The following is a 15,184-nucleotide window of genomic DNA, read 5'->3' on the forward strand; positions in this document are numbered from 1 at the left end:
CTCAGCGCATCAGTGCATCAACGCCTCGATCTCGTCCGCTTCGACTGGCACGCCACGCGTGATCAGCTCGCAGCCGCCCTCGGTCACGATGGCGTCGTCCTCGATGCGGATGCCGATGCCGTGGAACTGCTCGGGCACGCCCGGCGCGGGGCGCACGTACAGGCCCGGCTCGATGGTCAGCACCATGCCGGGGCGCAGGATGCGGCTGGGACGGTTGAGGATGGTCTCGCCCGACAGCGGGTCGCGCCGCTCGCTGGTCTGGCCGACCTCGGCAGGCTCGACATAGCTGCCGCAGTCGTGTACGTCCATGCCCAGCCAGTGGCCGGTGCGGTGCATGTAGAACTGGAAATAGGCGCGCTGCTCGATCACGTCCTGGGCGCTGCCGACCTTGCCGGCGTCGAGCAGCCCCAGATCCAGCAGGCCCTGCGCCAGCACGGCCACGGTGGCCTCGTGCGGATCGTTGAAGCGGGCGCCGGCGCGCGTGGCGGCAATCGCCGCCTGCTGGCTGGCCAGTACCAGCTCGTACAGGGCGCGCTGCGGGCCGGTGAAGCGCCCATCCGCCGGGAAGGTGCGCGTGATGTCGCTGGCGTAGCCGTCGAGCTCACAGCCGGCGTCGATCAGCACCAGCTCGCCGGCGCGCACCGGGGCGGTGTCGGCGCGGTAGTGCAGCACGCAGGCATTGGCCCCGGCGGCGACGATGGAGCCATAGGCCGGGAATTGCGAGCCTTCTTCGCGAAAGGCCGCCAGCAGCTCGGCCTCCAGGTGGTACTCGCGCACGTCCTGGCCGGCGCGCAGCATCCGGGCGCTGCGCTGCATGGCGCGGATGTGGGCGCGGGCGCTGATGTCGGCGGCGCGGCGCATGGTATCCAGCTCGTGCGCGTCCTTGACGAGGCGCATCTCGTCGAGCAGGGCGCACACATCGGCCTGCTCGGCCGGGCACAGCGCGCCGTAGCGCACGCGCGCGCGCACGGCGTTCAGCCAGCCTTCGACGCGCGCGGCCAGGCCCTCGTGCGTAGCGAACGGAAACCACACGCGCTGGCGGTTTTCCAGCAGGCGCGGCAGCTCGGTGTCCAGCCGGTCGCTGGGCAGGGCGGCATCGACGTCCAGCGTGGCCACTGCCGCCTCGGGGCCGAGGCGGTAGCCGTCCCAGATCTCGCGCTCCACATCCTTGGGCCGGCAAAACAGCAGGCTGTCGCCCTCGGCGGTCAGCACCAGGCAGGCGCCCGGCTCGGCAAAGCCGGTCAGGTAATAGAAATAGCTGTCGTGCCGGTAGGGGAAGTCGCTGTCGCGGTTGCGCGGGCGCTCGGGGGCGGTGGGGATGATGGCGATGCCGCCGGCGCCCAGTTGGGCAGCCAGGCGCGCGCGGCGCTGGGCGTGGATGGAGGTCATGCGCGCAATGCTACTGCGCCGCCGGCCCGGCGCCAGGCGGGCGGGCACGCATCAGCAATTGAGTGCAGCCAGCCGCTGGGGTGTGCCCACGTCCGCCCATTGGCCCGAATACAGCTCGCCGCTCACGCGACCGGCATCCATGGCGCGGCGCAGCAGCGGGGCGAGTGGTGCCGCCGCACCCTGCGGATTGCCCGGAGCCAGGTCGCACCAGGGCGCTGCAAACAGCTCGGCACGCAGCAGGGCGATGGTGCTGTAAGTCCAGCGTGGGGCGGTGCTGGCCGCAGGCAGGTTCAGCACGCGCCCCTCGGCATCGAGGCTGAAATCGCCCCCAGGATGGTGCGCCGGGTTGGGCACCAGCCACAGGTGCGCCAGGGCATCGCTGGCGGCAAAGCGCTGCGCGGCGGCTGCCGAGAAGGCAAAGCCGGGCGCGAATACGTCGCCTGCCGCCAGCCAGAAAATGTGGGCGCGCAGCAGCGGCAAAGCGCGGGCGATGCCGCCGGCAGTCTCCAGCGCGTGGCCAAAGTCCTGCTCTTCGTCGGAGTATGAAATTGATAGCTCCTCGCGCTTGCTGGACAAGGCTTGGAGGCTGAATTGACTGGAAAACCGTTGACGGATCTGCCAGCCGAGCCAAGCCGTGTTGATAACCGCCCGCCGCACGCCTGCCGCTGCCAGTGCGCGCAGGTGCCACTGCAGCAGCGGCTGGCCGCGCACGGCCAGCAGCGGCTTGGGAGTGGTGTCGGACAGGGGGCGCATACGCTCGCCACGACCGGCAGCCAGCAGCAAAGCCGGGGGCTGGGTGAAGACGGCTGCGCAGGCGCTAGCGACCGGGGCAGGAGAGTGGGGCGTAGGCATAGCTGCACACTGTAGGGCATCGCTGCAGGCCAAAACCGCATGGCGTGCGCGGCTGGCTGGCAGGCGTGTGCCGGCCCCGGCCCAGTAAAATCACGGGTTTGCACCAACAAACCGCCCGCCTGGGGCTGCCGACATGGCCAATTCTCAACAGATGGCGAATGCGATCCGCGCACTCGCAATGGATGCCGTTCAACAGGCCAACTCCGGCCACCCTGGCGCCCCGATGGGCATGGCCGACATGGCCGTCGCGCTGTGGGGCCGGCATCTGAAGCACAACCCCGCCAACCCCCAGTGGCCGGATCGCGACCGCTTCGTGCTGTCCAACGGCCACGCCTCCATGCTGCTGTATGCACTGCTGCACCTGACGGGCTACGACCTGCCGCTGCAGGAGCTGAAGAACTTCCGCAAGCTGCACAGCAAGACCGCCGGCCACCCCGAGCACGGCATCACCCCCGGCGTGGAGACGACTACCGGCCCGCTGGGCCAGGGCATCACCAACGCCGTGGGCTTTGCGCTGGCCGAGAAGCTGCTGGCGCGCGAGTTCAACCGCGATGGCCACCGGATCGTCGATCACCACACCTACGCCTTCCTGGGCGATGGCTGCCTGATGGAGGGCATCAGCCAGGAGGCGCTGTCGCTGGCCGGCGCCTGGAAGCTGAACAAGCTGATCGCCCTGTACGACGACAACGGCATCAGCATCGACGGCCAGGTCGCCCCCTGGTTCATCGACGACACGCCGGCGCGCTTGCGCGCCTGCGGCTGGAACGTCATCGGCCCGGTCGATGGCCATGACGTGGATGCCGTGGCCGACGCCATTGCGCTGGCCAGGAGCAGCACTGACAAGCCCACCTTCATCGTCTGCAAGACGGCCATCGGCCAGGGCTCGCCCAACCGGGCCAATACCGCCAAGGCGCACGGCGAACCCCTGGGAGCCGACGAGATCACGCTGACGCGCAATGCCATCGGCTGGAGCCACCAGCCCTTCGATATCCCGGCCAAGGTCTATGCCGCCTGGGACGGCAAGCAGCAGGGTGGCAAGGACGAGGCCGACTGGCAAAAGCGCTTCGACGCCTACGCCGCCGCCCATCCGCAGCTCGCCGCCGAGTTCGCCCGCCGCATGGCCGGCGACCTGCCCAGGCACTTTGCCCAGGCCGCCGTCGATCTGGTCGTCGGCTCGCAGGCTGCCGCGCAGACCGTGGCCAGCCGCAAGGCCAGCCAGATGGCGCTGGAAGTGCTGACTGCGCAACTGCCCGAGCTGCTGGGCGGCAGCGCCGACCTCACCGGCTCCAACCTCACCAACACCAAGAGCACGCCGGCGCTGCGCATGGATCCGCAGACCGGCGACGTGCTGCAGGTGGAAGTGGCGGTGGGCGAGCAGACCGTACACGTCGGCGGGCGCCACATCAACTACGGCGTGCGTGAGTTCGGCATGGCCGCCGTGATGAACGGTCTGGCGCTGCACGGCGGCTTCATCCCCTATGGCGGCACCTTCCTCACATTCAGCGACTACAGCCGCAACGCCATTCGCATGGCCGCGCTGATGAAGCAGCGCGTGATCCACGTCTTCACGCACGACTCCATCGGCCTGGGCGAGGACGGCCCCACGCACCAGAGCATCGAGCACGCCGCCAGCCTGCGCCTGATCCCGCGCCTGGACGTGTGGCGCCCGGCGGACGCGGTGGAAACGGCGGTGGCCTGGAGCGTGGCGCTGTCGAATCGCGACCGGCCCACGGCGCTCTTGCTGTCGCGCCAGAACCTGCAGCACCTGCAAAAGCGCGACCTGGGCGACATCTCGCGCGGCGCCTACATCCTGTCCGAGCCGCAGGACGTGGGCCTGAAGAAGGCGGCGCAGGCGGTCATCATCGCCACCGGCTCCGAGGTGCAGTTGGCCATGGCCGCGCAAAAGCTGCTGGCCGAAAAGAAGATCGCCGTGCGCGTGGTCTCCATGCCCAGCACCACCACGTTCGACCGCGAGGGCGTGAAGTACAAGCGCCTGGTGCTGCCCGAGGGTCTGCCGCGCATCGCCGTCGAGGCGGGGGTGACGGATTTCTGGTGGAAGTACGGCTGCGCGGCCGTGGTCGGCATCGACACCTTCGGCGAATCGGCCCCGGCGCCGGTGCTGTTCGAGCACTTCGGCTTCACGCCCGAGAACGTCGCCGCCACCGTGCGGGCAGCACTGAAGAAGCGCGGCAAATAACGCCAGCGAAGGCCGCAGCTTCAATGTCTTCCAGCAAAACCGCCGCCCAAGCCATCCAGGAAGTTGTCACTGCCATGATGGATCGCGTATTGCAGCGCGTTTTGGTGGAAGACCCGTTCATTGAGGAGTCACACCGGGCCAACAAGCCTTTGTATGCTGCCTTGGTGCCGGATGAGATTTTCAAGGGCTCGCACTTCGAGCGCCGATTCGTCACGCCTTTTGGTGGCGTCTGGGAAAAATTGGCGGTTGTGGCTGCCGAACAGGCCCATGGACATTGCCAAAAAGGCTTCGCCATCCACGGTAGTGTTGCCGAGGAACGGCTCAGGCGCATTCAGGAGGTGCTCAACAAGCTGGAGCACAGCGCCTCGGGCTCTGTGCGCCAGCAGCCCAATTGGCAGGCAGAACTGGATTACATCCTGCAAGGGCGTGGCCGCCCCATACCCGTCAGCGTGGTGTGCGACATCTTCATCGATAGTCGCATCACTGGAAAAAAGCTGGCATTTGAATTGAAAGCCCCCTTGCCCAACAGCGATCAGACCAAAGTCAGCAAGGAAAAAATGTTCAAGCTCCTGGCCATGGAACCAGCCGTGGTGGATGCTGCCTTTTATGCCTTGCCGTACAACCCCTATGGAGCGCATCGGGCAGATTATTTGTGGATTTTTCCCAAACGCTGGTTTGACATGGCGGCAGATCCCTGCGTGCTGATCGGCAATGAGTTTTGGGATCTCATAGGTGGCTCCGGAACATACGCCAGTTTCATTCGGGAAATTAACAAGATAGGCAAGGCATATCGGCATCGTATCTATCAGGAGTACCTCGGTATTGACCCCAAGAAAATTGATGATGATTATTCGTTGCAATGAGGTAGGGTGGTAGTGAAACCGATCGATGAGCCTGGCTTCACGCACGTGGAGCTGTTCGCGGGCATTGGCGGCTTCCGGCTGGCCTTGGATGCCGCCGGTGGCCGTTGTGTGGGCTTCAGCGAGATAAATCGGGATGCCATTGCCACCTATTGTGAAAATTTTCTCGAAGACCCGGACAGCAATCTGGGAGACATCACAAAAATCACCCGCTTACCGCCGCATGATGTCCTGACGGCTGGCGTACCCTGTCAAAGTTGGTCGATTGCCGGACGCAATTTGGGCTTCGATGATGACCGGGGCCAGCTATGGAACGATACGCTGTTCCTGCTGCATCAGACCCAGCCCAAGGTCTTTATTTTTGAGAATGTCAAAGGCTTGGCTGATCCGCGTAATCAGGAGGCCTTGGCCTATATTCTGGATCGCATCCGTCAGGCTGGATATTTTGCGCGCCCATTGGTCATCAATTCCTCAGATTATGGCGTGCCGCAGGACAGGGTGCGGATTTATATCGTTGGCTTCCGGGACAAGGCCTTCTTTGATCGTTTCGAGCCGCCACCGCCCCAAGCCCGCCCTTGGCAATTGCAGGATGTCCTGGGCTTGGAGGCGGCGCAGGCCAAGGCCACGCCCAAGCCAGACTGTATCGACCAACAGGAGGGATTCGATCTGTTCGGCCAGCCCATGGCGACAGGGCGTAGCCATTCCAGGCCTGGGACAAGGAACGATTTTTTTCTGTTCAACGATATCCGCAACGGCCCAACCACCATTCACTCCTGGGATTTGAAGCCGACGACTGAGCGGCAAAAAGATATTTGCCTGTTGATTTTGCGCAACCGGCGCAAGAAAGCATTTGGGTTGCTCGATGGCAATCCGCTGTCTCTGGAGCATCTGCGCGGCCTTGACCCCAGCATTGAAGAGCGCGAGCTGGAGGCTTTGGTGGCCTTGGGCATCCTCAAGAAAGTGGCCTACGGTTTTTCTGCCGTCGAGGGTGCTAAGCCGCTTAATGAGCAGCAAATTCTGGTCATGGAACAGGTGCTTGCGGGTCATCGCTCATTGGATGCGTTGCGTGAATGCCGATCCATCAAACTGGCCCGTCTGTCGCTGGAAAAGACACTTGCCGTCATGCTGGAAAATGACCTGCTGTGCTGTGTGGAAATGCGCTACGAGTTCCGCTACACCAAGATCAGTACCGGAATCGATGGTATCAATCGAATTTTCTTGCCGCACTCCAAGGTTTTTCCGACGCTGGTGGCCAGTGATGCCAATGATTTTGTCGCTTTACGAGATATCGAGGCAGCCAGCGCTCAAGAATATAAGAGAAAATTTCTGGATGAGATTTTCAAGCCTGGTCTTTTCCGAAAGATCAACAAGGCGGAGGCCTGTCGCATACAGGGCTTCCCGACTGATTTTCGTCTGCCCGAAGCGCGCAGCCGCTGGATGAAATTGCTGGGCAATAGTGTCTCCGTGCCCGTCATCCAAGCTTTGATCCACGCCATTGCCCGGACTGGCTGCCTCGTGAATGCACCAGCAGCCCAGGCTGCCGCCATGCCTCGGCTGGAAATAACTGAAGTGGCGGCATGACGCGCTCTTGTATGTTTGAATTTTTCTGCTAGTTGTTTCATTTTCTGAACCTTAAGGAGTGAACCCCATGACGATCAAGATTGGCATCAACGGCTTTGGCCGCATTGGCCGCAACGTGCTGCGCTCTGCCGTGCAGAATTTCTCCGACATCGAAGTCGTTGCCATCAACGACTTGCTGGAGCCGGACTATCTGGCCTACATGCTCAAGTACGACAGCGTGCATGGCCGCTTCCAGGGCGAGGTGTCTGTCGAGGGCAACACGCTCATCGTGGGCGGCAAGAAGATCCGCCTGACGCAGGAGCGCGACCCGGCCAATCTGAAGTGGGGCGAAGTCGGCGCCGACATCGTGATCGAGTCCACCGGCCTGTTCCTGGACAAGGCCAGCGCCCAAAAGCACCTGGACGCCGGCGCCAGGAAGGTGCTGCTGTCGGCGCCCTCCAAGGACGACACGCCGATGTTCGTCTTTGGCGTGAACGACAAGGATTACGCCGGTCAGGCCATCATCTCCAACGCGTCCTGCACCACCAACTGCCTGGCCCCCGTGGCCAAGGTGCTGCATGACAAGTGGGGCATCAAGCGCGGCCTGATGACCACCGTCCACGCCGCCACCGCCACGCAAAAGACCGTGGACGGCCCCAGCAACAAGGACTGGCGCGGCGGTCGCGGCATCCTGGAAAACATCATCCCCAGCAGCACCGGCGCGGCCAAGGCTGTGGGCGTGGTGCTGCCCGCACTCAAGGGCAAGCTCACCGGCATGTCGTTTCGCGTGCCGACCTCCGACGTGTCGGTGGTGGACTTGACGGTGGAGCTGGAAAACGAGGCGTCCTACGACGAGATCAAGGCCGAGATGCGCGCCCAGGCCGAGGGCGCTCTCAAGGGCGTGCTGGCCTATACCGAGGACAAGGTGGTGGCCACCGACTTCATCGGCGAGACGCATACCTCGGTGTTCGATGCCGATGCCGGCATCGCCCTGGACAAGACCTTCGTCAAGGTCGTGGCCTGGTATGACAACGAGTGGGGCTACTCCAACAAGTGCCTGGAGATGGTGCGCGTACTGGCGGCCAAGTAAGCCCGCTCTCCCTCTCCCTCCCTCTCCCTCTCCCGCGCGCGGGAGAGGGTTGGGGTGAGGGTGCGGGCTCTCATGGCGTCGCGCCTGTTCCATTCCCCCACCCCCGCCCTCTCCCCAAGGGGGCGAGGGAGTGAAGAAAGCTGCCGCGCCAGCGCACGCGCGGCGGCATCCCAAAGCGCACGGCTCCTACAGCGCCGCGTCGCGTGTGCGGCCACACTGCGGAGCATCTTTTTTGCTTCCCGCCGTGTGCCCCATGTCTTTTTCCCGCCGCTTCCTGCTCGTCTCCGCTGCCGCTCTGGGCCTGGCGCCCGCCGCCTGGGCGCGTGATGCCAAGCCCGCCGCCAACGCGCTGGATTTCGACGCCTTCAACGCCGCAGATGACAGCCTGGCCCTCTCGCAGGGCGCGAAATCGGCTGCCGTGGCGCGCGCGCAGATCCTGCTGGATCGCGCCTGGTTCTCGCCCGGCGAGATCGACGGCGCATTTGGCCAGAACATGCAACGCATGGTGCGCGCCTTCCAGCGCTCCGAAGGCCTCAAGGAAAGTGGCCGCATCGACCAGGGCACCTGGGCCGCGCTGCGCAGTGCCAGCGACGCGCCGCTGCTGGCCCGCTACACCATCACCGAGCAGGACGCCGCCGGCCCCTTCGAGAAGACCCCTGCCGACATGGCCGAGCGCGCCAAGATGAAGGCCCTGCCCTACCAGTCGCTGGGTGAGATGCTGGGCGAGCGCTTCCACGTCAACCCCGGCTACCTCAAGCGGCTGAACCCGGGCGTGAAAATCGCCGCCGGCAGCGAGATCGTCGTGCCCAATGTGCGCGAGTCCAAGGCCCCGGCGCGCCTGTCGCAGCACCTGGAGATCGACAAGGGCGAGCGCGTGCTTTATGTGCTGGACAAGGACGGGCAGTTGGCGGCGGGCTTTCCCATCAGCATCGGCAACGAGGACAACGACCCGCTGCCGCTGGGTACGCTGACCATCAAGAATGCCGTGGACAACCCCAGCTTCACCTTCGACCCCAGGCTGCTCAAGTCGGCGCCGCAAGACGCACAGAAGGCCGAGATCGCACCCGGCCCGAACAACCCCGTGGGCACCATCTGGTTGGGCCTGAGCAAACCGCACTGGGGCATCCACGGCACGCCCGATCCGTCCACCGTCGGCCACTCGGAGACCAACGGTTGCATCCACCTGACCAACTGGGATGCCGAGCGCCTGGCCAAGGTCATCAAGGTGGGCGCCAAGGTCGAAGTCCAGGCCTGATGCGGGCAGACCTGCCGAGTTTATGGTGAAAAACGTCTCAAACCCTTGCCAGTCAAGCGTTGACAGCTATCAAAACATGAGTTCAGCGGGTGGGCCGGGTGGCATGTCCGAGAGCCTGTCGGCCCTGCTGCTGCTGGGCCTGCTGGTTTTGCTGCTGTTGCTGCCGCCCATGGCCGCGCTGGCTGATGATCCGGCCCCGCCCGGCATGTCCGCCCTGCCGGGCGACGGCGACAGCGCCGCCCTGGCCGCGCGCCGCCTCACCCTGCCCTTGCCGGGCCTGCAGCCGCAGGCGCTGACCGACACCTTCAGCGCGGCCCGCAGCGAGGGCCGCCAGCACGACGCCATCGACATTCCGGCCCCGGCCGGCACGCCGGTGCTGGCCGTGGAGGATGGGCGCATCGCCAAGCTGTTCCTGAGCCAGCCCGGTGGCATCACCATCTACCAGTTCGACCCCACGGGGCGCTACAGCTACTACTATGCCCACCTGCAGGGCTATGCTGAAGGCCTGCGCGAAGGCCAGCAGGTGCGCCGGGGCCAGGTCATCGGCTACGTCGGCGACACCGGCAACGCCCGGGGCGGGCCGGCGCACCTGCACTTCGCCATTGCCCGGCTGCCGCCCGAGCAGTCCTGGTGGAAGGGCGAGGCCCTCAATCCCTACCCGGTGCTGCGCGCCGGCATCCCGAAACCGACCAGCGAGCTGCCATGAAGCCTCAGGATGTCCTGCATTTCTGGTTCCAGGAAACCCCGCCCGGCAAGCGCTTCGTGCGCGATGCGGCCTTTGACCAGACTATCCGCGAGCGCTTCGGCGCCGCCCAGGCCAGCGCCGCGCAGGGCGAGCTGTGGAGCTGGCGCGCCACGCCCCAAGGCCGGCTGGCCGAAATCATCCTGCTCGACCAGTTCTCGCGCAATCTGCACCGCGACAGCCCGCTGGCCTTCGCCCACGACGGCATGGCGCTGGTGCTGGCGCAGGAGGCCGTTGCGCAGGGGCTGGATGCGCAGCTCGAACCCGAGCCGCGCGCCTTCCTGTACATGCCCTACATGCACAGCGAATCGCGCGCTGTGCAGCGTGAATCGCTGCGCCTGTTCACTGCGCTAGGCCGCCAGGAAAACCTGCACTTCGCGCACCGCCACGCCGAGATCATCGAGCGCTTTGGCCGCTACCCGCACCGCAACGCCGCGCTGGGCCGCAAGAGCACGCCCGAGGAGCTGCAATTCCTGCAGCAGCCGGGCAGCAGTTTCTGAGAGCGTGTTTACGATCCCCGCGCGGGTGCGCGGGCGCGGCCTCGGGCGGTCTGCGGCGTTGCAAATCCTCGCGATAGCACGGGCTATCGCTGCGGTTTGCGCCTGGCAGCCCATCCCGATCCGCACCCGCGCCCCTGCGCGCGGAGATCGTAAACACGCTCTGAGCGCCTGGGGAGGTCGTGCGAGGAGCAATGCGCGTTGAGCGACCAACGCCAAGCGCACGACGCACGACGCCAAAAAAAAGCTGCCGGTATGGGCAGCCTGATGCTGGAAAAAGGCCGGCGCGCCGGGCGCCGGCGCGTGGGCCGATCAGCTGCCCGCCGGGCGGCCATCGGGCGTGCGGATGGTCTCGCTGCCCTGCTTGGCGCGGTGGCGGGCCTGGTCGTCGCCCACCACGCGGATGATCTTCTCGATGGCGGCATGGAAGGCCTCGGCCACCGTGTTGGCGTCCGCCTGGGCGCTCAGCGGCTGATGGTTGGCCGGGCGCGCCTCGATGAGGCAGCGCTTGTCGTTGGCGCCGCCCTTGCCGGCGTTGGTGTCGGAAATGTGGATTTCCACCCGCGTCAGGTATTCACGGAACCGCGCCAGCTTGGTGGTGGTCTCCTGCTGCGCCCACTGGATCAGCGACTCGCCGCCCTGGATGTTGTCGTCGGTCTGCACTTGCACCTGCATATGGTTCTCCTTTGCTCGTGTCGAGGTGTCGAGGGGGGCCGGCGCCGGCTTGCTGGCGCAGTTGCCACGGCGCACGGTCTGCAGCCATCATGCCCCAGGGCCGGCAGGCCTCCAATTGATTCGGGTCAACAACCCCGGACAGTGCTGGGCTTGTTCCTACAGCAGCCTGCCCGGCGCCACCGAACAATGCATCCGGGTGAAGGAGCGTTTTTTCCAACCATGAACAGTCCCGCCCCCGAGGTTGCCGAGCGCCTGAAGATCGGCCTGTCGGCGTGTTTTTTCCACGCCGATCCCCAGCGTCCGCTGTTCACCAACAAGACCTTGCAGTATGTGGAACAGTCCATTGCCCACTGGCTGATGTCGGCAGGCGCGCTGGTGGTCATGGTGCCCTGCCCGACGGGCGAGACGGCGCGCGGCGATGTCACCCTCAAGCACTACGCCGAGTGGCTCGATGGCATGGTCATGCACGGCGGCAGCGATGTCTGGCCGGGCAGCTATGGCGAGGAGCCGCTGCGCGAGGCCTGGATGGGCGACCGCATCCGCGACCTGTACGACCTGGCCGTGGTCGAGGCCTTCGAGCAGCAGGGCAAGCCGATTTTCGGCATCTGCCGCGGCCTGCAGCTGATCAATGTGGCCTTTGGCGGCACGCTCTACCAGGACATCGAGACCCAGCACCCCGGCGCCATGCGCCATCGCGACCCCGGCACCTACGACCAGCACTTCCACGAGATCGACCTGGTGCCGGGCAGCCGCCTGGCGCGCCTGTACCCGGGGCAGGAGCGCGCCGTCGTCAACAGCATCCACCACCAGGGCATCAAGCAGCTGGCGCCGGGTTTCGACATCGAGGCCTGGAGCTGGCCGGACTGCGTGCCCGAGGCCATCCGGCGCAGCGCGCGCCACGGCGGCAGCTACATCGCCGCCACGCAGTGGCACCCGGAGTTCCGCGCGCGCAGCGCCACGGTGCTGGACGACACGCCCATCCTGAACGACTTCCTGGCGGCCTGCCAGGCGGCGCGCTCGCGGCCCCGGCCCGGCCCCGGGCCGTTGCACATCCGCGACCGCGCCTCGCGCCTGCTGCGCCAGGCGCTGCTGCGCAGGCTCTAGGGGGCTTTTTTGAGAGGTGCCGGAGCGCGCAGGGTGCGCGCGTCTCGCAGGGGTGGTGCGTCGGACGTTTGGCGTTGAGCGTGAACGCTCCCGGGCCGCCCAACGCTCAACTCAATGATGATGCCCGTGTCCGCCATGCACGTGGCGATGGGCGATTTCCTCGGCGCTGGCGGCGCGCACTTCGGTCACCTTGCCGGCAAAGCGCAGGGCGCGGCCAGCCAGCGGATGGTTGCCGTCCAGCAGCACCTGCGGGCCCTTGATCTTGACCACGTGGAAGACCATGGACTGGCCGTCCGGGCCGGGGCCTTGCAACTGGCCGCCGACCTTGACGCCGGGCGGGAAGTCACTCTTGGGGATGGTGCGTGCCAGCGCCTCGTCGCGCTCGCCGAAGGCGTCCTCGATGGCCAGGTCGACAGTGAAGGCGTGGCCGGGCGCCTGGCCCTCCAGCGCGGCCTCGACCTTGGGGAAGATGTTGTCGTAGCCGCCGTGCAGATAGGCGACATGGCCGCCATCGAGCTGCTGGCCGGTGGTGAGGTCGCTCAGGCGGTAGAGCAGGGTGACGGCGGTGTCCTTGGCGATGTTCATGGCAGGTGGCTGGAGATTGCAGGCAAAGGCGCCATTGTCTGCCAAGCCCGCCTGCCGGACTCAGTGGCCGGGCGGCTCGATGAGCGGCCCGCCCTGTCCGTGCGGGTCGAACGCGATGCGCAACTGCGGCGCGTCCGGCAGATCGGGGCGATGCACGTCGGACAAGTCGCGCTGGGCGGTGAACTGGCCGTCCAGGTACAGGAAGCCGAGGCTGCGCGCGGCTGCAGCCAGCGCTTCCTCGGCGCTGGCCAGGCCGGAGTCGGCCGGGCAACGCTCGCCGTCGATGTCATAGGCCCAGCGGTCGCCGTCCTGCGTCAGCGTGCCCAGATCGATCAGCTTGCCACGCACATTGCTGGCATACAGATGGCCGTGCCAGGCGTACAGGGTGAAGCGCTGCGTGGCGTGCGCCGTGGGCGCCAGCTCGGGCGTGGGCGTGGCCCGGTCGGTAGCCTCGGGCAGGGTGGCGCCGGGCAGGGCGGACAGGTCGTTGGCAGAGGGTTGGGCGGTGGGCATGACAGGGTCTCGCAGGCGGGCAGGAAAGGGAAAAGAGCGCGCGCGCCGGTTGCACCCCATGCTAGAGAGCCTGCAGCCGCTGCCTGTAGGAGCGCGCCGGACTCTGCGGACGGGGTTGTGCGCCCGGCGCACAGCGCATAGCCCTCAGCCCTTTCTGCGCCCCAGCCACCAGCCCGCCGCCAGGCCCAGCGCAGCCAGCGCGGTCACGGCGGCGGCGCGTCCGGCGGCGCTGCCCTGGTGCGTACGCCGGCCACCCTCGACCGAGGTCTGCAGCGAGGGCCGGAACAGATTGCCCTCGGACAGCGGCACGCGGTCGGCGCGGCGCAGGCCGAAATCGCTGGCCCAGCGCATCAGCCGCGCCACGCCGCCTGGCGCCACGGCGTGCGCCATGCGCCCGGCCAGCGTGCCCACGCCCAGGAAGCTGACGGCGCGCGGGCGCGGGCTGTCGGCCAAGGCCAGGATGGTTTGCGCCACGGCGTGCGGATCGACCCTGGGCAGGGGCGGGTCGATGCGCCGCCCGGTGTAGTTGGCGCCGTGCGACAGGCCGGGCGAATCGACAAAGGTCGGCGCCACGTCGCACACGTGTACGCGCGGCAGGTCGGCCGCCTCGGCACGCAGGGACTCGGACAGGGCGCGCGCGCCGGACTTGCTGGCCGCATAGGCAGCAGCGTAGGGCGTGGGCAGCCAGCCGCCGATGGAGATCATGTTGACCAGCAGCCCGTGGCCCTGCTGGCGAAAGCGCGCCAGCGCCGCGTGCGCGCCGTGCAGGTGGCCCAGCAAATTGGCCTCGATCACGCGCCGATGCGCGGCCAGTGGCACCTCCTCGAAACGCCCGATGGCGCCCACGCCCACGGCGTTGACCCAGACGTCGATGCGACCGAAGTGGCGCACCGCCTTGTCGGCCAGCGCCTGCACCGCTGCCGGGTCGGTCACGTCAGTGGGGATGCCCAGGGCGCGCGCGCCGGCGCTGTGGCAGGCCAGGGCTACCGGCGCCAGCGTGTCCGGGTTGCGCGAGGCCAGCACCAGCCGCACGCCGCGCCGGGCAAAGGCCAGCGCCGTGGCGTGCCCGATGCCGCTGGAGGCGCCGGTGATGACCACGACGGCGTCGGCGGGCAGCGAGGCGGAGCCGGCGTCGGCATCGGACGGGAGAGCGAGGGGGGCGGGGCGTGGGCTCATGGTGCGGCGCTGGAAGTCGTGCATGGCGGAGCGGGCATTTTGTAACAGGGCGGGTCGCCCACGCGTAGGACGAGGGCGGCCCTCCCTCACCCCCGGCGCGGGCCGAAATCCACCACCAGGCCGCCGGATGTCACACGGATGCGCTCGGGCTGCAGGCCCAGGCTGTCGGCCAGCGCCAGATCCTGGGGCCGCAGCTGGTGCAGCACCAGATCGTTGAGTGCGCGCTGCGCCAGCCGGGCGCCCTGGCGCGCCAGCAGTTCGGACAGAGTCGGCGGCAGGCCCTGCACGCGCAGCGCGTTGACCTGCAGCCGGTCGGTGCGGATGCTGCGGTCGGACGGCTCGTAGCGCAGGCCGAAGTCCACGTCCAGCACGCCCTGGGGCTGGCGGCCCTGCAGCAGCAGGCCCAGCGCCTGCACGTCGAGCACGGCGTTGAGCTGGTCGCGCTCGGGACGCAGGGCCAGTTTGGGCTCGTGCAGCTGCAGCTCCAGCAGACCGGCCAGCGGATAGCGGCGCGGAAAGCGCCCGACCAGCACCTGCTGCAACTCGGCCAGGCTGACGCTGTAGCGCGGCGCGGCAGCGCTGGCGCAGCCGGGCAGCAGGGCGCTGGCCATCCAGGCGCTGCCGAGCGTCGCCCCAAGGGCCAGAGCGCGGCGGCGGGTGGGCCGGGGAGAAAAGGGGTGAGAAGTCAT

General features: G+C 67.1%; 15 protein-coding genes. 8 read left to right on the forward strand and 7 right to left on the reverse strand.

Annotation, left to right across the window (positions count from 1 at the left end; translation table 11 throughout):
• Positions 1-9: 9 nt before the first annotated feature.
• Together IDM45_RS14575 and IDM45_RS14580 are read right to left on the reverse strand one after the other, a co-directional pair.
• On the reverse strand, positions 10-1,389 hold the full coding sequence (locus tag IDM45_RS14575) for an aminopeptidase P N-terminal domain-containing protein (protein WP_209423492.1): 1,380 nt from the start codon (positions 1,387-1,389) through the stop codon (positions 10-12).
• 51 nt (positions 1,390-1,440) lie between these two features.
• Complete coding sequence (locus IDM45_RS14580; protein WP_209423493.1) at positions 1,441-2,241, reverse strand: nucleotidyltransferase family protein; 801 nt, start codon at positions 2,239-2,241, stop codon at positions 1,441-1,443.
• 133 nt (positions 2,242-2,374) lie between these two features.
• On the opposite strand from IDM45_RS14580, the gene tkt reads away from it, so the two are divergent.
• From tkt to IDM45_RS14615, 7 genes are all read left to right on the forward strand, one after another.
• The gene (gene tkt, locus IDM45_RS14585; protein ID WP_209423494.1) at positions 2,375-4,438 is read left to right on the forward strand and encodes a transketolase; all 2,064 of its coding nucleotides are present in this window, start codon (positions 2,375-2,377) and stop codon (positions 4,436-4,438) included.
• A gap of 23 nt (positions 4,439-4,461) precedes the next feature.
• Positions 4,462-5,301: a TdeIII family type II restriction endonuclease gene (locus IDM45_RS14590; protein WP_209423495.1), complete on the forward strand. Its 840-nt coding sequence runs from the start codon at positions 4,462-4,464 to the stop codon at positions 5,299-5,301.
• Positions 5,302-5,313: 12 nt separating this feature from the next.
• The gene (locus tag IDM45_RS14595) at positions 5,314-6,879 is read left to right on the forward strand and encodes a DNA cytosine methyltransferase (protein ID WP_209423496.1); all 1,566 of its coding nucleotides are present in this window, start codon (positions 5,314-5,316) and stop codon (positions 6,877-6,879) included.
• A 67-nt stretch (positions 6,880-6,946) separates the two neighbouring features.
• On the forward strand, positions 6,947-7,948 hold the full coding sequence (gene gap, locus IDM45_RS14600) for a type I glyceraldehyde-3-phosphate dehydrogenase (protein WP_209423497.1): 1,002 nt from the start codon (positions 6,947-6,949) through the stop codon (positions 7,946-7,948).
• Positions 7,949-8,201: 253 nt separating this feature from the next.
• Positions 8,202-9,203, forward strand: coding sequence for a L,D-transpeptidase family protein (locus IDM45_RS14605; protein ID WP_209423498.1), 1,002 nt, complete (start codon positions 8,202-8,204; stop codon positions 9,201-9,203).
• 76 nt (positions 9,204-9,279) lie between these two features.
• Positions 9,280-9,909 (forward strand): M23 family metallopeptidase, encoded by a 630-nt coding sequence (locus IDM45_RS14610; RefSeq protein ID WP_232653828.1) that lies wholly within the window; start codon positions 9,280-9,282, stop codon positions 9,907-9,909.
• Entirely contained in the window at positions 9,906-10,445 is a 540-nt protein-coding gene (locus IDM45_RS14615; RefSeq protein WP_209423499.1) for a DUF924 family protein, read from the forward strand. Before IDM45_RS14610 ends, IDM45_RS14615 begins: the two co-directional genes overlap by 4 nt.
• A 309-nt stretch (positions 10,446-10,754) precedes the next feature.
• On the opposite strand, the gene IDM45_RS14620 is transcribed toward IDM45_RS14615, so the two are convergent.
• Positions 10,755-11,117, reverse strand: a complete 363-nt coding sequence (locus tag IDM45_RS14620; protein ID WP_209423500.1) for an HPF/RaiA family ribosome-associated protein — start codon at positions 11,115-11,117, stop codon at positions 10,755-10,757.
• Positions 11,118-11,336: 219 nt separating this feature from the next.
• On the opposite strand from IDM45_RS14620, the gene IDM45_RS14625 reads away from it, so the two are divergent.
• Positions 11,337-12,221, forward strand: coding sequence for a gamma-glutamyl-gamma-aminobutyrate hydrolase family protein (locus IDM45_RS14625; RefSeq protein WP_209423501.1), 885 nt, complete (start codon positions 11,337-11,339; stop codon positions 12,219-12,221).
• A gap of 111 nt (positions 12,222-12,332) precedes the next feature.
• Here the strand turns inward: IDM45_RS14625 and IDM45_RS14630 are convergent, their stop codons facing one another.
• From IDM45_RS14630 to IDM45_RS14645, 4 genes are all read right to left on the reverse strand, one after another.
• Positions 12,333-12,806: an FKBP-type peptidyl-prolyl cis-trans isomerase gene (locus IDM45_RS14630; protein WP_209423502.1), complete on the reverse strand. Its 474-nt coding sequence runs from the start codon at positions 12,804-12,806 to the stop codon at positions 12,333-12,335.
• Between the two features lie 60 nt (positions 12,807-12,866).
• On the reverse strand, positions 12,867-13,319 hold the full coding sequence (locus IDM45_RS14635; RefSeq protein ID WP_232653826.1) for a hypothetical protein: 453 nt from the start codon (positions 13,317-13,319) through the stop codon (positions 12,867-12,869).
• 144 nt (positions 13,320-13,463) lie between these two features.
• Complete coding sequence (locus IDM45_RS14640; protein ID WP_232653824.1) at positions 13,464-14,495, reverse strand: SDR family oxidoreductase; 1,032 nt, start codon at positions 14,493-14,495, stop codon at positions 13,464-13,466.
• Between the two features lie 86 nt (positions 14,496-14,581).
• Entirely contained in the window at positions 14,582-15,184 is a 603-nt protein-coding gene (locus IDM45_RS14645; protein ID WP_232653822.1) for a DUF1439 domain-containing protein, read from the reverse strand.

The sequence above is a fragment of the Melaminivora jejuensis genome (assembly GCF_017811175.1).
In the GTDB taxonomy this organism is placed as follows: domain Bacteria; phylum Pseudomonadota; class Gammaproteobacteria; order Burkholderiales; family Burkholderiaceae_C; genus Melaminivora; species Melaminivora jejuensis.